General features: G+C 59.9%; 23 protein-coding genes. 17 read left to right on the forward strand and 6 right to left on the reverse strand.

What is annotated here, in order from left to right; translation table 11 throughout:
- The first annotated feature begins 14 nt into the window (after window positions 1-14).
- A complete protein-coding gene (locus CYR55_RS15505; protein ID WP_101817278.1) occupies window positions 15-1,103 on the forward strand; it encodes an ABC transporter ATP-binding protein in 1,089 nt (362 codons plus the stop codon).
- Window positions 1,104-1,181: 78 nt separating this feature from the next.
- Here the strand turns inward: CYR55_RS15505 and CYR55_RS15510 are convergent, their stop codons facing one another.
- Window positions 1,182-1,751, reverse strand: coding sequence for a DcrB family lipoprotein (locus CYR55_RS15510; RefSeq protein WP_101817279.1), 570 nt, complete (start codon window positions 1,749-1,751; stop codon window positions 1,182-1,184).
- A 101-nt stretch (window positions 1,752-1,852) separates the two neighbouring features.
- Complete coding sequence (locus CYR55_RS15515; protein ID WP_101817280.1) at window positions 1,853-2,518, reverse strand: 7-cyano-7-deazaguanine/7-aminomethyl-7-deazaguanine transporter; 666 nt, start codon at window positions 2,516-2,518, stop codon at window positions 1,853-1,855.
- A gap of 250 nt (window positions 2,519-2,768) precedes the next feature.
- Between CYR55_RS15515 and tusA the strand changes: the two genes are divergently transcribed.
- On the forward strand, window positions 2,769-3,017 hold the full coding sequence (gene tusA, locus CYR55_RS15520) for a sulfurtransferase TusA (RefSeq protein WP_101817281.1): 249 nt from the start codon (window positions 2,769-2,771) through the stop codon (window positions 3,015-3,017).
- A gap of 60 nt (window positions 3,018-3,077) precedes the next feature.
- Here tusA and CYR55_RS15525 read toward each other — a convergent pair whose 3' ends face one another.
- Window positions 3,078-3,704, reverse strand: coding sequence for a lysoplasmalogenase (locus CYR55_RS15525; protein ID WP_101817282.1), 627 nt, complete (start codon window positions 3,702-3,704; stop codon window positions 3,078-3,080).
- A gap of 207 nt (window positions 3,705-3,911) precedes the next feature.
- On the opposite strand from CYR55_RS15525, the gene CYR55_RS15530 reads away from it, so the two are divergent.
- Both CYR55_RS15530 and CYR55_RS15535 read left to right on the forward strand, forming a co-directional pair.
- Window positions 3,912-4,232, forward strand: coding sequence for a DUF1820 family protein (locus CYR55_RS15530; RefSeq protein WP_072931364.1), 321 nt, complete (start codon window positions 3,912-3,914; stop codon window positions 4,230-4,232).
- Window positions 4,232-4,591 carry a DUF2500 domain-containing protein gene (locus CYR55_RS15535; RefSeq protein ID WP_101817283.1) on the forward strand — a complete coding sequence of 120 codons (360 nt, stop codon included), beginning with the start codon at window positions 4,232-4,234 and terminating at the stop codon, window positions 4,589-4,591. Before CYR55_RS15530 ends, CYR55_RS15535 begins: the two co-directional genes overlap by 1 nt.
- Before the next feature lie 8 nt (window positions 4,592-4,599).
- Here CYR55_RS15535 and CYR55_RS15540 read toward each other — a convergent pair whose 3' ends face one another.
- Both CYR55_RS15540 and rsmD read right to left on the reverse strand, forming a co-directional pair.
- Window positions 4,600-4,884 carry a DUF1145 family protein gene (locus tag CYR55_RS15540; protein ID WP_101817284.1) on the reverse strand — a complete coding sequence of 95 codons (285 nt, stop codon included), beginning with the start codon at window positions 4,882-4,884 and terminating at the stop codon, window positions 4,600-4,602.
- Entirely contained in the window at window positions 4,874-5,497 is a 624-nt protein-coding gene (gene rsmD, locus CYR55_RS15545) for a 16S rRNA (guanine(966)-N(2))-methyltransferase (RefSeq protein WP_101817285.1), read from the reverse strand. The genes CYR55_RS15540 and rsmD overlap by 11 nt, the downstream gene beginning before the upstream one ends.
- A gap of 224 nt (window positions 5,498-5,721) precedes the next feature.
- On the opposite strand from rsmD, the gene ftsY reads away from it, so the two are divergent.
- The 4 genes from ftsY to rpoH all read left to right on the forward strand — a co-directional run bounded on the left by ftsY (window position 5,722) and on the right by rpoH (window position 9,955).
- Entirely contained in the window at window positions 5,722-7,164 is a 1,443-nt protein-coding gene (gene ftsY, locus CYR55_RS15550) for a signal recognition particle-docking protein FtsY (protein WP_101817286.1), read from the forward strand.
- Window positions 7,165-7,169: 5 nt separating this feature from the next.
- Window positions 7,170-7,841: a cell division ATP-binding protein FtsE gene (gene ftsE / locus CYR55_RS15555; protein WP_101817287.1), complete on the forward strand. Its 672-nt coding sequence runs from the start codon at window positions 7,170-7,172 to the stop codon at window positions 7,839-7,841.
- Window positions 7,831-8,811 (forward strand): permease-like cell division protein FtsX, encoded by a 981-nt coding sequence (gene ftsX / locus CYR55_RS15560; RefSeq protein WP_101817288.1) that lies wholly within the window; start codon window positions 7,831-7,833, stop codon window positions 8,809-8,811. The genes ftsE and ftsX overlap by 11 nt, the downstream gene beginning before the upstream one ends.
- Before the next feature lie 286 nt (window positions 8,812-9,097).
- Window positions 9,098-9,955 (forward strand): RNA polymerase sigma factor RpoH, encoded by an 858-nt coding sequence (rpoH, locus tag CYR55_RS15565; protein ID WP_101817289.1) that lies wholly within the window; start codon window positions 9,098-9,100, stop codon window positions 9,953-9,955.
- Window positions 9,956-10,025: 70 nt separating this feature from the next.
- Here rpoH and panM read toward each other — a convergent pair whose 3' ends face one another.
- Entirely contained in the window at window positions 10,026-10,400 is a 375-nt protein-coding gene (gene panM, locus CYR55_RS15570) for an aspartate 1-decarboxylase autocleavage activator PanM (protein ID WP_101817290.1), read from the reverse strand.
- A gap of 454 nt (window positions 10,401-10,854) precedes the next feature.
- Between panM and CYR55_RS15575 the strand changes: the two genes are divergently transcribed.
- The 9 genes from CYR55_RS15575 (at window position 10,855) to ugpE (ending at window position 20,343) form a co-directional block, all read left to right on the forward strand.
- The gene (locus CYR55_RS15575; RefSeq protein ID WP_101817291.1) at window positions 10,855-11,970 is read left to right on the forward strand and encodes a branched-chain amino acid ABC transporter substrate-binding protein; all 1,116 of its coding nucleotides are present in this window, start codon (window positions 10,855-10,857) and stop codon (window positions 11,968-11,970) included.
- A 113-nt stretch (window positions 11,971-12,083) separates the two neighbouring features.
- Entirely contained in the window at window positions 12,084-13,010 is a 927-nt protein-coding gene (gene livH, locus CYR55_RS15580) for a high-affinity branched-chain amino acid ABC transporter permease LivH (RefSeq protein WP_101817292.1), read from the forward strand.
- A complete protein-coding gene (locus CYR55_RS15585; protein ID WP_101817293.1) occupies window positions 13,007-14,308 on the forward strand; it encodes a high-affinity branched-chain amino acid ABC transporter permease LivM in 1,302 nt (433 codons plus the stop codon). The genes livH and CYR55_RS15585 overlap by 4 nt, the downstream gene beginning before the upstream one ends.
- Window positions 14,305-15,075 (forward strand): high-affinity branched-chain amino acid ABC transporter ATP-binding protein LivG, encoded by a 771-nt coding sequence (gene livG / locus CYR55_RS15590; RefSeq protein WP_101817294.1) that lies wholly within the window; start codon window positions 14,305-14,307, stop codon window positions 15,073-15,075. Before CYR55_RS15585 ends, livG begins: the two co-directional genes overlap by 4 nt.
- Window positions 15,076-15,095: 20 nt before the next feature.
- On the forward strand, window positions 15,096-15,797 hold the full coding sequence (gene livF, locus CYR55_RS15595) for a high-affinity branched-chain amino acid ABC transporter ATP-binding protein LivF (RefSeq protein WP_101817295.1): 702 nt from the start codon (window positions 15,096-15,098) through the stop codon (window positions 15,795-15,797).
- 66 nt (window positions 15,798-15,863) lie between these two features.
- A complete protein-coding gene (locus tag CYR55_RS15600; protein WP_101817296.1) occupies window positions 15,864-17,051 on the forward strand; it encodes an aminotransferase-like domain-containing protein in 1,188 nt (395 codons plus the stop codon).
- Between the two features lie 212 nt (window positions 17,052-17,263).
- On the forward strand, window positions 17,264-18,598 hold the full coding sequence (gene ugpB / locus CYR55_RS15605) for a sn-glycerol-3-phosphate ABC transporter substrate-binding protein UgpB (protein WP_101817297.1): 1,335 nt from the start codon (window positions 17,264-17,266) through the stop codon (window positions 18,596-18,598).
- 15 nt (window positions 18,599-18,613) lie between these two features.
- Window positions 18,614-19,501 (forward strand): sn-glycerol-3-phosphate ABC transporter permease UgpA, encoded by an 888-nt coding sequence (gene ugpA / locus CYR55_RS15610; RefSeq protein WP_101817298.1) that lies wholly within the window; start codon window positions 18,614-18,616, stop codon window positions 19,499-19,501.
- Window positions 19,498-20,343 carry a sn-glycerol-3-phosphate ABC transporter permease UgpE gene (gene ugpE / locus CYR55_RS15615; protein WP_101817299.1) on the forward strand — a complete coding sequence of 282 codons (846 nt, stop codon included), beginning with the start codon at window positions 19,498-19,500 and terminating at the stop codon, window positions 20,341-20,343. The genes ugpA and ugpE overlap by 4 nt, the downstream gene beginning before the upstream one ends.
- Window positions 20,344-20,346: the final 3 nt, after the last annotated feature.

Genomic DNA, 20,346 nt, shown 5'->3' on the forward strand with positions numbered 1-20,346 from the left:
GAAGGATATTGACTATGTCAGGCGTCACGCTGGATCGCATCACCAAGTGTTATCAGAACAGTCATGTCATCAACGAATTATCCCTTTCGGTAAAGGCGGGTGAATTTCTGGTGCTGGTCGGCCCCTCAGGCTGCGGGAAATCAACCCTGTTGCGCATCATTGCCGGGCTGGAAACGCTCACCGCCGGCGCGGTATTCATCAATGGCAAAGAGGTCACCCATGTGCCGGCCGGCAAGCGCGGCCTGTCGATGGTGTTTCAGTCCTACGCGTTATACCCGCACATGACCGTGCGGCAGAATCTCTCGTTTGGCCTGAAGAACTGCCGCACCCCGGCGGCGGAAATTACGCGCCGCGTGCAGGATGCCACCCAGATGCTGGGGCTGGAGGAGGTGCTCGACCGCCTGCCGCAGCAGCTCTCTGGCGGGCAGCGGCAACGGGTGGCGATTGGGCGCTCGATTGTGCAGCAGCCGGAGGTGTTCCTGTTTGATGAGCCGCTCTCTAACCTCGATGCCGCCCTGCGGGTGCAGATGCGCCAGGAGATCAGCCGGCTGCATACCCGGCTGAAAAACACCATGATTTACGTCACGCACGATCAGGTCGAGGCGATGACGCTGGCCGACCGCATTGTGTTGCTGAATAAAGGGCGGATTGAGCAGATCGGCACCCCGGTCGAGCTGTATAACTGCCCGCAGAACACCTTTGTGGCGGAGTTTATCGGCACGCCGAAAATCAACCTGATCCCCGCGCATTGGCAAGGCGGGCAACTGGTGATGGCGCAACAGGCACCGGTGACGCTGCGCCGCCCGCCCATCGGCGTGCAGCCGGGGCAGGCGTTGTGGGTCGGCATCCGGCCCGAACACTTCAGTTTGCGGGAAGAGTACCGGTTGCAGGAAGCGAACGATATCTATCTGTCGGTGGAGGTGGAATTCACGGAGTTGCAGGGTGACGCGACGCTGGTATATGCCCGCGCCGGTGAGCAGGCGCTGAAACTTAAGTCATCGAAACAGTTGCAGTTCCCGGCCGGGGAGAGGCTGGTATTCGGGGTGAATGAGGACGCCATGCTGCTGTTTGACGGTGACGGGCAACGGCTGGCGCGGCGGTAAGTACCGCATAAAAAAAGCGCCGGGAAAAGGGCGAAAAAAAGGCGGGAAAACCCCGCCTTTTGTCTGTGCCGCCTGGGGTTATTTAACCTTCAGCGTATTGATGATGCCTTCTGCCTGGCTCTGCGCCTGCTGCTGGTTGTCCGCCGGCAGGGTGATTTGCAGGGTCAGCAGGTGGTTATCCACCTTCGCCAGCACCACGGAGGAGTAAGCTTTTTTGCCGCTGGTGGCGATGACGCTGTCCAGTTGCTGGGCCGGCTGGCCGTCAACCGTAATGCTCTTATTGGTGACAACCTGGAGGTCCGGGTCGCGTGAGCGTTGCTGATCTTCCAGGCGCTTGGCCAGCACATCCAGCCCGTCCGGGCTATTGTCGCTCAGCAGGACAATAATCGCTTTCTGGCCGCTCTCATCAGCGTAGACGTGCATATTATTGGCCTGGGTGCCCAGCTTGCCGCTCTGGTCAGTCATGTCGCCCGGCATAGTGAAGGTGACATTGCCGTTGAGCAGGGTAACCTGACGGCCATTGGCAGTCGGGGTGGTGGTCTGGTCGGTGTCCGGCGCGGCGCTGGTTTTCTCATCGCTGTTGCCGTCACAGGCCGCAAGACCCGTGACCAGCAGACCAATTCCGACATATTTAACAAGTTTACGCATTAGGGCTTCCTTCTTGATCATGAATCCATGACTTTCGGCCCTTATCGCACCTTATTCAGTGCCGAAAAGCAAGTCAGACTTTTGCGCAAACTGCCCGGCAATCAATGCATCCGGTACTGCATCTGCCGGCCGCCGTCGCTCAGGCGTTTCAGGAGCCGGTTCAGCAGCAGGCCATACATCGGCAGGAAGAAAATCAGACAGATAAGCACCTTGAAACTGTAGTCCACCAGCGCGATCTCCACCCAGTGCTGCGCCATGAACACGTCGCTGCTCTTGTAAAATGCGATGAAGAAGAAGGAGAGCGTGTCACTGATGTTGCCGAAGAACATCGAGGCCGCCGGGGCTACCCACCAGCGGTGGGTCTGGCGCAGCCGGTTAAACACATGCACATCCAGAATCTGGCCGAGCACATAGGCCATAAAGCTGGCGATGGCGATGCGCGCCACAAACAGGTTGAACTGCGTGACAGCGTTCATACCCTGCCAGCTGCCCTGATAAAACACCACCGAGACCAGGTAAGAGATCACCAGCGCCGGCACCATCACCGCCAGGATAATCCGCCGTGCCAGTGACGCGCCGAAGATGCGCACCGTCAGGTCAGTCGCCAGGAAGATAAACGGGAAGGTAAACGCGCCCCAGGTGGTGTGGAAGCCAAAAATATCAATCGGCAACTGCACCAGATAGTTACTGGAGGTAATGATCAGAATGTGGAACAGGGAAAGCCAGACCAGCGCAGACATCCGCTGCTGCGGGGAAAAATCGTACATCGATGTCACCTTTTTAGTGATGGGGTGAGGGAACCCAGTAATCTGCCCGGCGGCCACAGGGGGCCGGGCGCGTAAAGTGCCGCATAACCGGCGGCGCGGCGCGCATCTTACCTGTTTGCGCAACCGATGCAAATGGTTAAATGATGCGCAAACGTTCACGTGGCTTGCGCCAGATTTCAGCAGCGGTAAACTGTGCCCCTTTCCGGCCGCGGCCTGTTGCCGCACCGGCCAGCCTTGATTGAGAGAAACCATGACAGACCAATTTTCCCAGGCAGATAACACGCTGGACGCGCTGGGCCTGCGTTGCCCGGAACCGGTAATGATGGTGCGCAAAGCGGTGCGCCACATGGAAGAGGGGCAGACGTTATTGATTATCGCAGACGATCCGGCCACCACGCGGGACATTCCCGGTTTCTGCCGGTTTATGGAGCACACCCTGCTGGCCGCAGACATCGAGAACCTGCCGTACCGTTACCTGTTGCGCAAAGGCGTGGCCTGAAGGGCAGAGGTCTGCGCCTGAGGCGGCGCAGACCGTAAAGCAGACGTGAAAGGGTGGGCGTTACAGCACCATCGAACGCACCACCATAAAGTGGCCGCCGAAGTAGCAGGCCGCGACCAGCGCATCCGCCGCGCGGAACTTCAGGCGGTAGTGGTTCACCAGCCACAGAATCACCGACAGCAGCAGCAGGGAAGTACCGACCAGAATCGAGAAGGTGAAGTCGGTGCTGCGCATGTAATATTGCTCACCTGCCAGCCACACCATCAGCAGCGTCATCGCCACAAAGGTCACCACCGGCCAGCGCATCTCTTCCAGGCGGGTCCAGATCACTGCGAGCAGCACCGCGCCGATGATCAGCAGCGTCAGCGGCAGCGGCCAGAACAGCGAGATGGTCATCTGGGTGGCGAAACTCAGCGTATAGAACAGGTGGGAGAGGAAAAACGCCCCCAGGGCGTACATCACGCGTGACTTCGGCAACAGCATCAGCGCATCGCCCAGCAGCGTCGCCACCAGCCCCATAATAATCAGATAGCCGTACACCGACAGAACCGGGGTTTCCAGCGCCAGCAGCAGCAGCAGCAACAAGGTGATCGGCTTAAACAGCCAGCGCTGCCAGTCCGGGCCGCGATAACTGGCATCCACGTATAACCAGGCCGAAAAAACTACCGCAAGTAAAGGCCAACTCATTCTGTTTCCCTCTTAACGTTTATGTTTTTCATCATTACAGCGCACGTTGCGCGGCTGCATTTCCCTCTGTCGGGATAAGTGTAGGGGAAAGCGCCGCCGGCGGACAATCGGATTCCCGGTGCTTTACTGTCCGTTACACTGGCTGCCGCCGCCATGCTATGTTAACGAAAAGGTAAGATTTCCTGCCGCCAGGAAGAGAGGAACATAATGAGCAATGAACAACCGCTGTACCGGATTCAGTTCATGAATAACGGCAAAAACTATCAGCTCTATGTGCGGGAAGTGGTGCAGGGCGCGCTGTTCGGCTTTATTGAGATTGCGGACTTCGTGTTCGACAGCCACTCCACGGTGCTGGTTGACCCATCCGCCGAGCGGCTGAAAAGCGAGTTTGCCGGGGTCACCCGCAGCTACATTCCGTTGCAGGCGGTGATCCGGATTGATGCCGTGACCGAGCGCGGCAGTGCGCGTATTTCAGAACTTGGCGATAACGTCGCGCCGTTCCCGCACCTGCCCGGCAAGCGCCCGTGATGAGTAAGCCGCCGCTGATTATTGTGCTGGTGCTGCTGCTGATCGCCGGGCTGGCCACCCGGCAATACCTGAAACAGCGGCGCACCGCCGCAGAGAATGACGCCGCGCCGGTTCAGCACCTGGTGGTGACGGTGTCGGGCAAGCGCGAGTTCCCGGCACCCAACCGCCGGTCGCGCCAGCGTGAGGTGATTCCGGTGGAGGAGATGCGTTATGAGGTCTCGTTCACGCCGCTGGATCGCGGCCCGATGACGTTGGTGCTGAGTGCACCGGATTACCAGCAGATCGATAAGGGCGCGCGCGGCACGCTTGCGCTTCAGGGGACGCGGTTTATCGCCTTCACCCCGGACGCCGCGCCCTGAGAGGCGGGTTATTTCTTCTTCAGGTTCTTCAGCGCCGGTTGTTTCTTCTGCCAGGCCAGCAGTTCAAACACCCCGAACAGGAAAATGCGGAACTGCTGCGCGCGGCTGATCGCCGGGCCCTCTTTCGGCTGGGTTGACTTCAGCAGCGTCAGTTGCAGGCCGTGCATCAGCGCCATAAAAATCATCGCCACATTCAGAAAGATATTCAGCGGTTTCGGAAACGGGTGAACCAGGTTCGCCAGCAGAAAGCCCCAGATGCAGAGCATCAACAGGCGGCCAATATTAATCAACATCAGTTTGCTTCTCCTCGGGTGCCGGTGACGTCTCAGAACACGGGCGGATATAGAGCCGGTAGGCGACCTGCCCGGCGATTTTTTCACGGTGTAACTGCCAGCCCGCCGGCACGGCGGTGGCTGCGCTTTCGGCTTCTGCTTCAATATAGATCCAGGCGTCCGGAGCCAGCCAGTTGCGCTGCTCCAGCAGCGCAACAGTGGCATCCAGAATGCCTTTGCGGAACGGCGGATCGAGGAACACCACATCGTACGGCGTGCCGGGCTGCTCCAGCCAGTTCAACGCGTTGGTGTTGACCACCTCGGCGCTCTCCGGGCGCAACAGCGCCAGGTTCTTCTCCAGTTGCTGCGCCACCGGGCGTTCATACTCCAGCAGCGTGGCGTGCGCGGCGTAGCGGGAGAGCGCCTCCAGCCCCAGCGCGCCGCTGCCGGCAAAGCAGTCCAGGCAGCGTGCGCCGCGGATCACCGGCGCGAGCCAGTTAAACAGGGTTTCACGTACCCGGTCAGTGGTGGGGCGCAGGCCGGGGCTGTGCGGAACCGGAAGTTTGCGGCCACGCCACTGCCCGCCAATAATGCGGATTTGCCCGGCCGGGGCGGTTTGTGGTTTTTTTGCCATATCTCGTTTCAATTTTCAGCGGCCGAACCGGCAGCACTCACATACAGTTTGGTGCGCTATTCTACCGGTGTCAGGTTTCAGGGCAAATGTTTCGCCATGCCCGTGAAAACAGCGGCTTTGCACTGCCGGAGGTGTATTGCCGCTCACATAAAGTGATAGACTGCCGGGTTCATAACGTTTTAATGCCCTGACGCCCAGCAACAGGCGAGGAGTGAAGTCTAAAAATGGCAAAAGAGAAAAAACGCGGGTTTTTCTCCTGGTTTGGTCGTAACCGTCAGGAAGAGAAAACCGAACAGGAAGAGGTTGTGGTTTCACCGGAAGAGACCACCGCACCGGACGCCCCCGCTGAACCCAAGCCCGCTGAGCCGGAAACCGCACCCACACCGGTCGCTGACGCGCCTGTGCAGCCTGAGCCTGCAGAACCTGAGACCGTAGAACCTGAGACCGTAGAACCTGAGCCCGTAAAACCAGAGCCCGTAAAACCAGAGCCCGTAAAACCAGAGCCGGTGGCCGCCGTGGTGCCGGAACAGCTGGCGCAGGAGATTGTCACGATCACCGAACAGGTGGCGGACGAACAGGCCATCGCCCACCAGCCGGTGGAGCAGACCGACGCCGCCATCCCGGCACTGGCGAACGATCGCGGAGACGCGCTGCCGGAAGCGGAATGGGAAGAGGAAGCCGCCCCGCTGGACCTGGCCCCGATTGTGCCTGCCGATGCTTTGCCGCAGGAGCAGGAGCGCCCGACCAAAGAGGGCTTCTTCGCCCGCCTGAAACGCAGCCTGGTCAAAACCAAACAGAATCTCGGTTCCGGCTTTATCAGCCTGTTCCGCGGCAAGAAAATTGATGACGACCTGTTCGAGGAGCTGGAAGAGCAACTGCTGATCGCTGACGTCGGCGTCGAGACCACCCGCCGCATCATCACCTCCCTGACCCAGCACGCCAGCCGCAAAGAGCTGAAAGATGCCGAGCAGCTCTACGGCAAGCTGAAAGAGGAGATGGCGGAGATTCTGGCGAAAGTGGATGAGCCGCTCGACGTCACCGCCCATACGCCGTTTGTGATCCTGATGGTCGGCGTCAACGGCGTGGGCAAAACCACCACCATCGGCAAGATGGCGCGCCAGTTCGAGGCGCAGGGCAAATCCGTGATGCTGGCCGCCGGTGACACCTTCCGCGCCGCCGCGGTGGAGCAGCTTCAGGTCTGGGGCCAGCGCAACAACATCCCGGTGGTGGCGCAGCATACCGGCGCGGATTCTGCCTCGGTGATCTTCGACGCCCTGCAAGCCGCCAAAGCGCGCAAAATCGACGTGTTAATCGCCGATACCGCCGGGCGTTTGCAGAACAAATCGCACCTGATGGAAGAGCTGAAGAAGATTGTCCGCGTCATGAAAAAACTGGACGAGAACGCCCCCCATGAGGTTATGCTCACGCTGGATGCCAGCACCGGGCAGAATGCGGTCAGCCAGGCGAAATTGTTTAATGAAGCCGTGGGCCTGACCGGCATCACGCTGACGAAACTGGACGGTACGGCGAAAGGTGGGGTGATCTTCTCCATCGCTGACCAGTTCGGCATCCCGATCCGCTACATTGGCGTCGGTGAGAGCATTGAAGATTTGCGGCCGTTCAAGGCCGACGATTTTATTGAGGCACTTTTTGCCCGAGAGGATTAATACGGATGATTCGCTTTGAACAGGTCAGTAAAGCTTATCTCGGTGGCCGGCAAGCGTTGCAGGGGGTGGATTTCCACCTCCGTCCGGCGGAAATGGCGTTCCTGACCGGCCACTCCGGTGCCGGGAAAAGTACGCTGCTCAAGCTGATTTGCGGCATTGAGCGCCCCAGCGCCGGGCATATCTGGTTCGGCGGGCATGACATCAGCCGCCTGAAAAGCAGTGAAGTGCCGTTCCTGCGCCGCCAGATCGGCATGATTTTCCAGGATCACCACCTGCTGATGGACCGCACGGTGTATGACAATGTGGCGATGCCGCTGGTGATCGCCGGGGCCAGCACCGAAGACATCCGCCGCCGCGTGTCCGCGGCGCTGGACAAAGTCGGCCTGCTGGACAAAGCGAAAAACTTCCCGATCCAGCTCTCCGGCGGGGAACAGCAGCGCGTCGGCATCGCCCGTGCGGTGGTGAATAAACCGGCCGTGCTGCTGGCGGACGAACCCACCGGTAACCTTGACGAAGCGCTCTCCGAAGGCATTTTGCGCCTGTTCGAAGAGTTCAACCGGGTCGGCGTCACCGTGTTGATGGCCACCCACGACATGGGCCTGATCGCCCGCCGTGATTATCGCATCCTGACCCTGAGCCAGGGCCGCATGGGCGGAGGGCACCACCATGGCCAGTAATCCGAAAACCACCCGCAACGCCGCACCGGCCAATACCGCCAAGAGCAAATCCCTGCGCGGCGGCTGGCATGAGCAGTGGCGCTATGCCTGGTCAAATGCGCTGTCTGACATGCTGCGCCAGCCGCTGGCGACCTTGCTGACCATCATGGTGATCGCCATTTCGCTGACGCTGCCGAGCGTCTGTTATCTGGTGTGGAAAAACGTCAGCACCGCCGCCCAGCAGTGGTACCCGACGCCGCAGCTCACGGTCTACCTCGACAAGGCGCTGGATGATGACGCCGCTGAAAACGTCATTAAGGCGCTGAAAGCGGAAGCCGGGGTAGAGAAGGTTAACTACCTCACCCGTGACGAAGCGATGGGCGAGTTCCGCAACTGGTCAGGGTTTGGCGGCGCGCTGGACATGCTGGAAGAGAACCCGCTGCCGGCGGTGGCGATCATCACGCCGAAGCTCAACTTCCAGAGCCAGGAGACGCTCAACACCCTGCGTGACCGGGTGGCGGCCGTGCAGGGCATTGACGAAGTGCGGATGGATGACAGCTGGTTCGCCCGGCTGGCGGCGCTGACCGGGCTGGTCGGCCAGGTGGCGGCGATGATCGGCATCCTGATGATCGTGGCGGTGTTCCTGGTGATCGGCAACAGTGTGCGGCTCAGCATCTTCAGCCGCCGCGACACCATTAATGTGATGAAGCTGATTGGCGCGACCGACGGCTTTATCCTGCGTCCGTTCCTGAACGGCGGCGCAATGCTCGGCCTGTTCGGGGCGCTGCTGTCGCTGGCGCTCTCTGAAGCGCTGGTGCTGCGGCTGGAAAGCGTGGTGCTGCATGTTGCGTCGGTGTTCGGTACCACCTTCACCCTGCATGGGCTGGGCTGGGACGAAAGCCTGCTACTGCTGCTGATTGCCGCGATGATTGGCTGGATTGCCGCGTGGCTTGCCACAGTGCAACATTTACGGCGTTTTACACCACAGTAACTATTTTTTGATATACTCTTCCCCTGCTGCTCTGATTGTGTACGCAGGGGAAGAGCCTCCACGCAGTCACCTTTCCGGCCTCTTCCTTTCGCACATTTTCCCTACCCAAGTTTGACACCATCACGTAGGGTTGGCTGTCCGGAAAAGATTGTCAGGGAACTTGTGACGACGATCACGGTCAAAGAGTGAGCAATGTAAGGGTGTCCGCCCGTGGCTACGCAAACAGATGAAAAAGGCCCGGCGGTAAACGAACCTGCATGAACGTTCTAATCAAGAGAGGGTTTGAATGACCAAAGAAATGCAAACTTTAGCCTTAATTCCCCAAGGTAGCCTGGAAGCCTATGTGCGGGCCGCCAATGCTTATCCGATGCTGACGGCAGAGGAAGAGCGGGAGCTGGCTGAACGGCTGCATTATCAGGGCGATCTGGATGCGGCTAAACAGCTTATCCTGTCTCACCTGCGCTTTGTCGCTCACGTAGCCCGTAACTATTCAGGCTACGGTCTGCCGCAGGCGGACCTTATCCAGGAAGGCAACATCGGCCTGATGAAAGCGGTCCGCCGCTTCAACCCGGAAGTCGGGGTGCGTCTGGTCTCCTTTGCGGTGCACTGGATCAAGGCCGAGATTCACGAATACGTGCTGCGTAACTGGCGCATCGTGAAAGTGGCGACCACCAAGGCACAGCGCAAGCTGTTCTTCAACCTGCGCAAAACCAAGCAGCGTCTGGGCTGGTTTAACCAGGATGAAGTCGAGCTGGTGGCGCGTGAACTCGGCGTGTCGAGCAAAGACGTGATGGAGATGGAATCCCGCATGTCAGCGCAGGACATGACCTTTGACCCAACGCCGGACGATGAAGGGCGTGACGGTCAGGCGATGGCCCCGATGCTCTACCTCCAGGACAAAAGCTCTGACTTTGCCGAAGGCATTGAAGAGGATAACTGGGAGAGCAACGCCGCCGACAAACTCAGCTATGCGCTGGAAGGGCTGGACGAGCGCAGCCAGGACATCATCCGCGCCCGCTGGCTGGACGATGACAACAAGTCCACCTTGCAGGAGCTGGCCGACAAGTACGGCGTTTCCGCAGAGCGTGTACGCCAGCTGGAAAAAAATGCCATGAAGAAACTGCGGCTGGCGATCGAGGCGTAATGCCCGGTGTGCAGTCACGGTTAACGATAAAAAGCCCGGCCAGCCGGGCTTTTTTGTGCCTGTTATCCGGCTATTTCTCCCAATGCCCGCCAACGGCACGGAACCCGCACGCCAGCATAAACGCCTGTAACGCCGCATCGTTGCGGTTGCCTTCCAGCCGCCAGTGGCGCACGTCCGGCAGCTGACGCAGCGTCTCTTCCAGCAAATAACGCCCCACGCCCCGGCGGCGCGTCACTTCCCGCACCGTAAAACCGCGCATCACCGCTGTTGTGCCCGTCACCTCAACCTCCACCGCCGCCAGCAGCCGCGCATTAAAGCGGGCAGCGAACAGTGCCCGGTCGCCGGCCAGCGGGCCGGAAGCGAACGCCTGTTGCGGCCAAATCTTTTCTAAATCAATCACATCTTGCTGACTCAACGCCGTCAGCCGCTCAATGGTGAGTTTCATACGTTCTTTGCCCTGGGGAGTCACCGTCGCGGGGGAAATGCCCGCGCACTTTTACCGCCGTTGGTTCACCCTCGCGGGCGGCGGCCCTGTTATTTGTACTGTGCAAAAACAGCGAACACTATTTTTTTAACTGCGCACAACGTTTTTCTGCGCACGCATTTTCAGAGTTATAGAGCACCGGGTGCGGCAAAAGCCAGCATAAGCGACCATAATGATCTCAGGGCGCGCGAATTTACTCCGATTTTTATTCTGTTTGCACCGCTTGTTTCTGAGTATGTGAGTTGATTTGCAGAAGAAAATTCCTGTTTAATGGCATGAAAAATAAAGTCTTATTATAAAAAAACGCCTGCAAGAAAACTAAACCGTTATTACCTATACAGAAAAAGGAATAAGCGGCTATTTTTTAGGCAATAAACACAACAATGACATCACAACCACAGATGGGGTAGTTCGGATGAAAGTAACCAAAACGGGTTCGGTACTGCTGGCAGGGTGTATCGCCATGGCGATGGCGCAGGCGGCGGTAGCCAAAGAGATTAAGATCGCGATCGTCGGGGCCATGTCCGGCCCGGTCGCTCAGTATGGTGACATGGAGTTCACCGGCGCACGCCAGGCGATCGCAGACATCAACGCCAAAGGGCTGCTCAAGGGTGACACTCTGGTGGGCGTGGAATATGACGATGCCTGCGACCCGAAACAGGCGGTGGCGGTGGCCAACAAAGTGATCAATGACGGCATCCGTTACGTCATCGGCCATCTCTGCTCCTCCTCTACCCAGCCGGCGTCCGATATTTATGAAGACGAAGGCATCATCATGATCACCCCGGCTGCCACCAACGCCGACCTGACCACCCGCGGTTACAAGATGATCATGCGCACCACCGGCCTGGACTCTGATCAGGGGCCGACGGCGGCAAAATATATCGTCGACACCATCAAACCGCAGCGAATCGCCGTGGTGCATGACAAACAGCAGTATGGCGAAGGGCTGGCGCGCTCGGTGCAGGAGAGCCTGAAAAAAGCCGGGGCCAATGTGGTGCTGTTCGAAGGGATCACCGCCGGGGATAAAGACTTCTCCACGCTGGTGGCGCGCCTGAAGAAAGAGAACGTTGATTTCGTCTACTTCGGCGGTTACTACCCGGAAATGGGGCAGATGCTGCGCCAGGCCAAACAGGCGGGGCTGACGGCCAAATTCATGGGGCCGGAAGGGGTCGGCAACTCGTCGCTGTCGAACATCGCAGGTGCCGCCTCCGAAGGCATGCTGGTGACGCTGCCGAAGCGCTATGACCAGGTGCCGACCAACCAGCCGATTGTGGACGCACTGAAAGCCAAAAAACTCGACCCGACCGGCCCGTTCGTCTGGACAACCTACGCAGCACTGCAGTCCCTGACCACCGGCATGGTGCGCAGCGGCAGCCAGGAGCCGGAAGCTATCGTCAAAGACCTCAAAGCCAAACCAGTGGATACCGTGATGGGCCCGCTGAGCTGGGATGAGAAAGGCGACCTGAAAGGGTTCGAGTTCGGCATCTTCCAGTGGCACGCCGACGGCACCTCCACACCGGTTAAATAAGCCCCCGCTATTGCAGGACGCCGGCGGGTGAAGTCACAAGGAGGGGCGCGGAGAACCGCGCCTCTTCTGCCTTTATCACCCCGGGCCGGGCGTCCGCACGTTAAGGTCAGCGTATGTCAGAGCAGTTTCTCTATTTCCTGCAACAGATGTTCAACGGCGTCACGTTGGGCAGCACGTATGCACTTATCGCCATCGGTTACACCATGGTGTACGGCATCATCGGCATGATCAACTTCGCCCACGGCGAGGTCTATATGATCGGCAGTTATGTCTCCTTTATCGTGATCGCCGCCCTGATGATGATGGGCATTGACGCGGGCTGGTTGTTGATCGGCGCCGGGTTTATCGTGGCGATTGTGATCGCCAGCGCCTACGGCTGGAGCATCGAGCGCGTGGCCTACAAGCCGGTGCGCAGTTCGAAGCGGCTGATCGCATTGATCTCCGCCATCGGCATGTCGATCTTCCTGCAAAACAGCGTCAGCCTGACGCAAGGCTCGCGCGATCTGGCGCTGCCGAGCATCGTCACCGGCAAATGGACGCTGGGCGAGAGCAACGGCTTTGCCGCCACCATCAGTACCATGCAGCTCACTATCTGGATCGTGACCTTTATCGCCATGCTGGCGCTGACGCTGTTTATCCGCTATTCGCGGATGGGCCGTGCCTGCCGTGCCTGCGCGGAAGATCTGAAAATGGCCAGCCTGCTCGGCATCAGCACCGACCGGGTCATCTCACTGACCTTTGTGATCGGCGCGGCGATGGCGGCAGTGGCGGGCGTGCTGCTCGGCCAGTTCTACGGCGTGATTAACCCCTACATCGGCTTTATGGCCGGGATGAAAGCCTTTACCGCCGCGGTGCTGGGCGGCATCGGCAGCATTCCGGGCGCGATGATTGGCGGGCTGATCCTCGGCGTGGCCGAGGCGCTCACCTCCGCTTACCTGAGCACCGAATACAAAGATGTGGTCTCCTTTGCGCTGCTGATTGTGGTGCTGCTGGTGATGCCGACCGGCATCCTGGGCCGCCCGGAGGTTGAGAAAGTATGAAACAGCTCAATCTGGTCAATGCACTGGTTTCCGCGCTGGTGCTGCTGGTGCTGGCCTCCCTGTTGATGGGGCTGCAACTGAGCCTCGACGGCACCCGGCTGGTAGTGAACGGCGCATCAAGCGTGCGCTGGGAATGGATCGGCATCGGCTGCGTGGTGGTGTTTTTCTTCCAGCTGTTCCGGCCGCTGCTGCAACAGACACTGAAGCGCGGCAACGCACCCGCGTTCGTGTTGCCGAGTTTTGACGGCTCCACGGCACGCCAGAAAGTGCTGGCGATGGTGCTGTTGCTGGCGGCGATCGCCTGGCCGTTTCTGGTGTCACGCGGCACGGTGGACATCGCCACCCTGACGCTGATCTACATCATGCTGGGGCTGGGCCTTAACGTGGTGGTTGGGCTGTCCGGGCTGCTGGTGCTGGGTTACGGCGGCTTTTACGCCATCGGCGCTTACACCTACGCGCTGCTTAACCACTACTACGCGCTGGGCTTCTGGGAGAGCCTGCCGCTGGCGGGGCTTATCAGCGCCGCGTTTGGCTTCCTGCTCGGCTTCCCGGTGCTCCGCCTGCGGGGGGATTACCTGGCCATTGTCACGCTGGGCTTCGGCGAGATTGTGCGCATCCTGTTGCTGAACAACACCGAAGTCACCGGCGGGCCGAACGGCATCAGTCAGATCCCGAAACCCACGCTGTTCGGGCTGGAGTTCAGCCGCACGGCGCGTGACGGCGGCTGGGACACCTTCAGTAACTTCTTCGGCCTGCGTTATGACCCCAGCGACCGTATCATTTTCCTCTACATGGTGGCGTTGCTGCTGGTGGTGCTGACGCTGTTTATCATCAACCGCCTGCTGCGGATGCCGCTGGGGCGCGCATGGGAAGCGCTGCGTGAAGATGAGATCGCCTGCCGCTCGCTCGGCCTCAGCCCGACCCGCATCAAGCTGACGGCGTTCACCATCAGCGCCGCGTTTGCCGGCTTTGCCGGGACGCTGTTCGCGGCGCGGCAGGGCTTCGTCAGCCCCGAGTCCTTTACCTTTGCCGAGTCGGCCTTTGTGCTGGCGATTGTGGTGCTCGGCGGCATGGGTTCGCAGTTCGCGGTGATTCTGGCGGCGATTCTGCTGGTGGTGTCGCGTGAGCTGATGCGCGATCTCAACGAATACAGCATGCTGGTGCTCGGCGCACTGATGGTGCTGATGATGATCTGGCGGCCACAAGGGTTGCTGCCGATGAAGCGGCCACAACTGAAAATGAAAGCGGCCGCCTTGCAACAGGCTGCCCATTCCGGCGATAAAGGAGAGCAGGCATGAGTACCCAACCTTTATTGCAGGTAGAAGGCCTGATGATGCGCTTCGGCGGCCTGCTGGCGGTGAACCAGGTGGCGCTGACGCTGAACCGGGGCGAAATTGTCTCGCTGATTGGCCCGAACGGCGCGGGCAAAACCACGGTATTCAACTGCCTGACCGGTTTCTACAAACCCACCGGCGGCACCATCAAACTCAACGATCAGCACCTGGAAGGGCTGCCGGGGCAGAAAATCGCCCGCATGGGCGTGGTGCGCACCTTCCAGCATGTGCGGTTGTTCCGTGAGATGACGGTGATCGAAAACCTGCTGGTGGCGCAGCATCAGCACCTGAAAAGCGGCGTGCTGGCCGGTCTGTTCAAGACGCCGGGCTTCCGCCGGGCCGAAGCGGATGCACAGGCGCGGGCGGCGGTGTGGCTGGAGCGCGTTGGTCTGCTGGAGATGGCGAACCGTCAGGCCGGGAATCTGGCCTACGGCCAGCAACGGCGGCTGGAGATCGCCCGCTGCATGGTGACGCGCCCGGAACTGCTGATGCTGGATGAGCCGGCCGCCGGGCTGAACCCGAAAGAGACCGACGAGTTGGACGAGCTGATCGCCGAGTTGCGCGGCCACCACAATGTGTCAGTGTTGCTGATTGAGCATGACATGAAACTGGTGATGGGCATTTCGGACCGCATCTACGTGGTCAACCAGGGCACGCCGCTGGCACACGGCACCCCGGCAGAAATCCGTAACAACCCGGATGTGATCCGGGCCTATCTGGGCGAGGAATAATTACTTTGTCATTAAATCCGATGTTGTCGTTAAGCCAGGTTTCCGCCCACTATGGCAAGATTCAGGCGCTGCATAATGTCAGTCTGCATATCGACAAGGGTGAGATCGTCACGCTGATCGGTGCCAACGGTGCCGGGAAAACCACGCTGCTCGGCACCTTGTGCGGCGAGCCGCGCGCCAGTGGCGGGCGTATCCGCTTCGAAGGCAACGATATTACCGACTGGCAGACGGCGCAGATTATGCGCGGGGCGATCGCCATTGTGCCGGAAGGGCGGCGGGTCTTCTCCCGCATGACGGTGGAAGAGAATCTGGCGATGGGCGGTTTTTTTGCCGCGAAAGATCAGTTCCAGCAACGGCTGGCGCGGGTGTATACGCTGTTCCCCCGGTTGAAAGAGCGGGAGGCGCAGCGTGCCGGCACCATGTCCGGCGGTGAACAGCAGATGCTGGCGATCGGCCGGGCGCTGATGAGCCAGCCGAAACTGCTGCTGCTCGACGAGCCGTCGCTGGGGCTGGCACCGATCATCATTCAGCAGATTTTTGACACCATCCAGCAATTACGGGAAGAGGGCATGACCATCTTCCTGGTGGAACAAAACGCCAACCAGGCGCTGAAACTGGCTGACCGCGGTTACGTGCTGGAAAACGGCCACGTGGTGCTGGAAGACAGCGGCGACGCCCTGTTGGCAAACGAAGCGGTACGCAGCGCCTATCTGGGCGGCTGACCGGAGCGGGGCGGCAACGCCCCTTTTTCAGGCCCCTATTTTTAGTGAATGAACATGAAGAAAGAGATGAACACTGAAGGATTACTGGCACAGCGCATGATCAGGCTGAAGAGTTCGGCCATCCGCGAGTTGCTTAAGCACAGTAAAATGGAGAACGTCATCTCGCTGGCCGGCGGTATTCCGTCGGATGCGCTGTTTGATTTTGAAGGGCTGAGCCAGGCGACGCAGCTCGCGATTACCGAACAGCCGAAGAATGCTTTCCAGTACGGCCTGACTGAAGGCAGCCACGCCCTGCGTGAACAGATCACGGCGCTGTGCGCGGAGCGCGGGGTCATGACCCGGCCGGAGGACATTGTGGTGACCGCCGGTTCCCAGCAGGCGCTGGATCTGGTGATGCGTGCGCTGGTCAACCCCGGCGACATCTTTGTGGTGGAAAGCCCGACCTACCTGGCGGCGCTGCAAACGCTGGAACTGGCCGAAGCGCAGTTGTTAACGGTGCGTTCTGACCGTGACGGCATGATCGTGGACGACCTGGCCGAGCTGCTGAAAACGCAGACCATCAAGGGCGTTTATCTGGTGCCGACCTTCGGCAACCCGAGCGGCGTCTCCCTGAGCCGCGCGCGCCGCGAACAGCTGGTGACGCTGGCCGCCGAGCACCGTTTCCTGATCATTGAAGATGACCCGTATGGCGAACTGCGCTTCACCGACGAGCGCAACCCGACGCTGTTTGAGCTGGCGGCGGCGTTAAACGGCCATACCGACAACGTCATCTACACCTCCACCTTCTCCAAGATCCTGGCACCGGGGCTGCGCCTGGGCTGGGTGATCATGCCGGCCTGGCTGCTGCACAAAGTCGCCAGCATCAAACAGGCAGCGGATCTGCACGCCAGTTCGCTGTCGCAGGTGGTGGCGGAATATTACCTCGGGCTGGGGCGGTTACCGGCGCAGATCGAAACCATCCGCGCTGCCTATAAGCGCAAATGCGAGGTGCTGGCCTCCCTGCTGGAACAGGAGCTGGGTGAGCATGTGACCTTTGAGATGCCGAAAGGCGGCATGTTCCTGTGGGCGAGATTCCGCCAGCCGCGCAACACCGCAGAATGGTTGCAGGAGACGCTGAAACAGGGCGTGGTATTTGTGCCGGGCGAATACTTCTTCGCTGCCGAGCCGGATCACTCGACCTTCCGTCTCTCCTTCGCCACGGCCACTGAAGAGCAGATGCAGGAAGCCGTGGCCCGCCTGAAACGCGCCCTGTAATTGTTAACGGCGAGGCGTCTCCCCGGCGCTTCGCCCCCTTTTTTGCCATCTGTCCGTCACTCTCACTTCATTCATCTGTCATTTTATTGTCATTTAACGGTTATTTTTCTATCATTTTATCGTGTCATGTTAGCTCCCGGTTTCGAAAATGTGTTCATGCATGAGTGGCTTACTGCACCGTGCCGTACACCCCCCCTTTTCAGGAGACAGGCATGTTTATTTCCCTTACCTTTTCATCCCGGCTTAAAACCGTTGCGCTCTGTACGGCACTGGCTCTCTCTTTCAGCACAAACGCGTTGGCAGTTACCACTATTCCGTTCTGGCACTCCATGGAAGGCGAGCTGGGCGTGGAAGTCGATTCGCTGGCGGATCGCTTTAACCAGGCCCACCCGGACGTGAAAATCGTGCCGGTCTACAAAGGGAACTACGAGCAGAGCCTGGCGGCCGGCATCGCTGCGTACCGCTCCGGCAATGCCCCGGCCATCCTCCAGGTGTATGAGGTCGGTACCGCCACCATGATGGCCAGCAAAGCGATTAAACCGGTTTATCAGGTGTTCAGCGAAGCGGGCCTGCCGTTTGATGAATCCATATTCGTGCCGACCGTGTCCGGCTACTACACCGACGCCAAGAGCGGCCACCTGCTCTCCCAGCCGTTCAACAGCTCCACACCGGTGCTCTACTACAACAAAGATGCCTTCAAAAAAGCGGGGCTGGACCCGGAGCAGCCGCCGAAAACCTGGCAGGATCTGGCGGCCTACACCGCCAAACTGCGTGAGGCCGGTATGAAGTGCGGCTACGCCAGCGGCTGGCAGGGCTGGATTCAGATTGAGAACTTCAGCGCCTGGCACGGGCTGCCGGTCGCCACTAAAAACAACGGCTTTGACGGCACCGACGCGGTGCTGGAGTTCAACAAGCCGGAGCAGGTCAAACACATCCAGATGCTGGCTGACCTGAATAAAGCGGGCGGCTTCACCTACTTCGGCCGCAAAGATGAGTCCACCGCCAAGTTCTACAACGGTGACTGCGCCATCACCACCGCCTCCTCCGGCTCGCTGGCGGACATCCGCCACTATGCCAAATTCAACTATGGCGTCGGCATGATGCCGTATGACGCCGACGCGAAAGGCGCGCCGCAGAACGCCATCATCGGCGGGGCGAGCCTGTGGGTGATGAACGGCAAAGATGCCGCCACCTACAAAGGCGTGGCGCAGTTCATGCAGTTCCTGACCCAGCCGGAGATCGCCGCCGAATGGCACCAGAAAACCGGCTACCTGCCAATCACCACCGCCGCCTACGAGCTGACGCGCCAGCAGGGCTTCTATGACAAGAACCCCGGTGCCGACACCGCCACCCGCCAGATGCTGAACAAGCCGCCGTTACCGTTCACCCGTGGCCTGCGCCTGGGCAACATGCCGCAGATCCGTACCGTGGTGGATGAAGAGCTGGAAAGCGTCTGGACCGGCAAGAAAACCGCGCAACAGGCGCTGGATTCCGCCGTAAAACGCGGCAACGTGCTGCTGCGCCGTTTTGAAGCCTCCACCAAGTAAACCAAGGATCGTCTGATGTCCCTGTCGCGCCCCGGGTTCCGCAGTCGCTGGTTGCCCTATCTGCTGGTGTTGCCGCAACTGCTGATTACCGTGATCTTCTTTATCTGGCCGGCGGGGGAGGCGCTGTGGTATTCGGTACAGCGCCTCGATCCGTTCGGTATCTCCAGCGAGTTTGTCGGGCTGGAGAACTTCAGTGCCCTGTGGCAGGACGACACCTATCTGGAATCGTTCTCCACCACGCTGATTTTCAGCGGGCTTGTGGCGGTGAGCGGGCTTGTGATCTCGCTGCTGCTGGCCGCGCTGGTTGACCGGGTGGTGCGGGCGCGGCGGATTTACCAGACGCTGTTTATTCTGCCCTACGCGGTCGCCCCGGCGGTGGCCGCGGTGCTGTGGATGTTCCTGTTCAACCCCGGCATGGGGCTTATCAGCCACTGGCTGGGCACGATGGGGTATGACTGGAACCACGCCCAGTACAGCGGGCAGGCGATGGCGCTGGTGGTGGTGGCGTCAGTCTGGAAACAGGTGAGCTACAACTTCCTGTTTTTCCTGGCGGCGTTGCAGTCTATCCCGCGCTCGCTGGTGGAGGCGGCGGCGATTGACGGCGCCGGGCCGGTCCGGCGTTTCTTCAATCTGGTATTGCCGCTGATCTCGCCGGTGAGCTTCTTCCTGCTGGTGGTCAACCTGGTGTACGCCTTCTTCGACACCTTCCCGGTGATCGACGCGGCCACCGCCGGCGGGCCGGTACAGGCCACCACCACGCTTATCTACAAGATTTACCGTGAGGGCTTTGCCGGGCTGGATCTGGCCAGTTCCGCCGCGCAATCCGTGGTGCTGATGCTGCTGGTGATTGGGCTGACGGTGCTCCAGTTCCGCTTTGTCGAGCGTAAGGTGCGTTACCAATGATTGAAAACCGCAGAGGGCTGGATATTTTCTGCCATGTGATGCTGCTGCTCGGCGTGCTGGTGGTGCTGTTCCCGCTGTACGTGGCGTTTGTGGCCGCCACGCTGGATAACCAGCAGGTGTTTCAGGTGCCGATGACGCTGCTGCCCGGCAGCCATTTGTGGCAGAACGTCAGCACTATCTGGGCGCAGGGGGTCAGCCGCCACAGTGCGCCGTTCAGCCTGTTGCTGTTCAACAGCTTTGTGATGGCGCTGGTGATCACTCTGGGCAAAATCAGCGTGTCGATCTTCTCGGCTTACGCCATTGTCTATTTCCGTTTTCCGCTGCGCAGCCTGTTTTTCTGGATGATTTTCCTCACCCTGATGCTGCCGGTGGAAGTGCGGATCTTCCCGACGGTGGAGGTGATGGCCGGGCTGCATCTGATGGACAGCTACACCGGCCTGACGCTGCCGCTGATGGCTTCCGCCACCGCCACCTTCCTGTTCCGCCAGTTCTTTATGACGCTGCCGGATGAGCTGCTGGAAGCAGCCAGGATCGACGGCGCGGGGCCGATGCGTTTCTTCTGGGATGTGGTGCTGCCGTTGTCAAAGACTAACCTGGCAGCGCTGTTTGTGATCACCTTTATCTATGGCTGGAACCAGTATCTGTGGCCGATCCTGATCACCAGTGACGCCTCGATGGGCACCGCCGTCGCCGGGATCAAAAGCATGATCTCGCTGGGTGATGGCGTAACGCAGTGGAACCAGGTGATGGCAGCGATGCTGCTGACCCTGTTGCCGCCGCTGGTGGTGGTGCTGACGATGCAGCGCTGGTTTGTTCGTGGTCTGGTTGACAGTGAGAAGTGAGTA

Source organism: Chimaeribacter californicus, from assembly GCF_002858675.1.
GTDB lineage: Bacteria > Pseudomonadota > Gammaproteobacteria > Enterobacterales > Enterobacteriaceae > Chimaeribacter > Chimaeribacter californicus.

Excerpts from the sequence above, each read along its gene's own strand:
- CYR55_RS15575 (WP_101817291.1), top strand. The coding sequence starts at position 10,855 with ATGAAAGTAACCAAAACGGGTTCGGTACTGCTGGCAGGGTGTATCGCC.
- livG (WP_101817294.1), top strand. The coding sequence starts at position 14,305 with ATGAGTACCCAACCTTTATTGCAGGTAGAAGGCCTGATGATGCGCTTC.
- CYR55_RS15525 (WP_101817282.1), bottom strand. The coding sequence starts at position 3,704 with ATGAGTTGGCCTTTACTTGCGGTAGTTTTTTCGGCCTGGTTATACGTG.
- CYR55_RS15515 (WP_101817280.1), bottom strand. The coding sequence starts at position 2,518 with ATGTACGATTTTTCCCCGCAGCAGCGGATGTCTGCGCTGGTCTGGCTT.
- livF (WP_101817295.1), top strand. The coding sequence starts at position 15,096 with ATGTTGTCGTTAAGCCAGGTTTCCGCCCACTATGGCAAGATTCAGGCG.
- panM (WP_101817290.1), bottom strand. The coding sequence starts at position 10,400 with ATGAAACTCACCATTGAGCGGCTGACGGCGTTGAGTCAGCAAGATGTG.
- CYR55_RS15510 (WP_101817279.1), bottom strand. The coding sequence starts at position 1,751 with ATGCGTAAACTTGTTAAATATGTCGGAATTGGTCTGCTGGTCACGGGT.
- CYR55_RS15535 (WP_101817283.1), top strand. The coding sequence starts at position 4,232 with ATGAGTAAGCCGCCGCTGATTATTGTGCTGGTGCTGCTGCTGATCGCC.
- CYR55_RS15600 (WP_101817296.1), top strand. The coding sequence starts at position 15,864 with ATGAACACTGAAGGATTACTGGCACAGCGCATGATCAGGCTGAAGAGT.
- CYR55_RS15540 (WP_101817284.1), bottom strand. The coding sequence starts at position 4,884 with ATGTTGATTAATATTGGCCGCCTGTTGATGCTCTGCATCTGGGGCTTT.
- ftsE (WP_101817287.1), top strand. The coding sequence starts at position 7,170 with ATGATTCGCTTTGAACAGGTCAGTAAAGCTTATCTCGGTGGCCGGCAA.
- tusA (WP_101817281.1), top strand. The coding sequence starts at position 2,769 with ATGACAGACCAATTTTCCCAGGCAGATAACACGCTGGACGCGCTGGGC.
- CYR55_RS15530 (WP_072931364.1), top strand. The coding sequence starts at position 3,912 with ATGAGCAATGAACAACCGCTGTACCGGATTCAGTTCATGAATAACGGC.
- CYR55_RS15585 (WP_101817293.1), top strand. The coding sequence starts at position 13,007 with ATGAAACAGCTCAATCTGGTCAATGCACTGGTTTCCGCGCTGGTGCTG.
- ftsY (WP_101817286.1), top strand. The coding sequence starts at position 5,722 with ATGGCAAAAGAGAAAAAACGCGGGTTTTTCTCCTGGTTTGGTCGTAAC.
- ugpE (WP_101817299.1), top strand. The coding sequence starts at position 19,498 with ATGATTGAAAACCGCAGAGGGCTGGATATTTTCTGCCATGTGATGCTG.
- ftsX (WP_101817288.1), top strand. The coding sequence starts at position 7,831 with ATGGCCAGTAATCCGAAAACCACCCGCAACGCCGCACCGGCCAATACC.
- ugpA (WP_101817298.1), top strand. The coding sequence starts at position 18,614 with ATGTCCCTGTCGCGCCCCGGGTTCCGCAGTCGCTGGTTGCCCTATCTG.
- rsmD (WP_101817285.1), bottom strand. The coding sequence starts at position 5,497 with ATGGCAAAAAAACCACAAACCGCCCCGGCCGGGCAAATCCGCATTATT.
- rpoH (WP_101817289.1), top strand. The coding sequence starts at position 9,098 with ATGACCAAAGAAATGCAAACTTTAGCCTTAATTCCCCAAGGTAGCCTG.
- livH (WP_101817292.1), top strand. The coding sequence starts at position 12,084 with ATGTCAGAGCAGTTTCTCTATTTCCTGCAACAGATGTTCAACGGCGTC.
- CYR55_RS15505 (WP_101817278.1), top strand. The coding sequence starts at position 15 with ATGTCAGGCGTCACGCTGGATCGCATCACCAAGTGTTATCAGAACAGT.
- ugpB (WP_101817297.1), top strand. The coding sequence starts at position 17,264 with ATGTTTATTTCCCTTACCTTTTCATCCCGGCTTAAAACCGTTGCGCTC.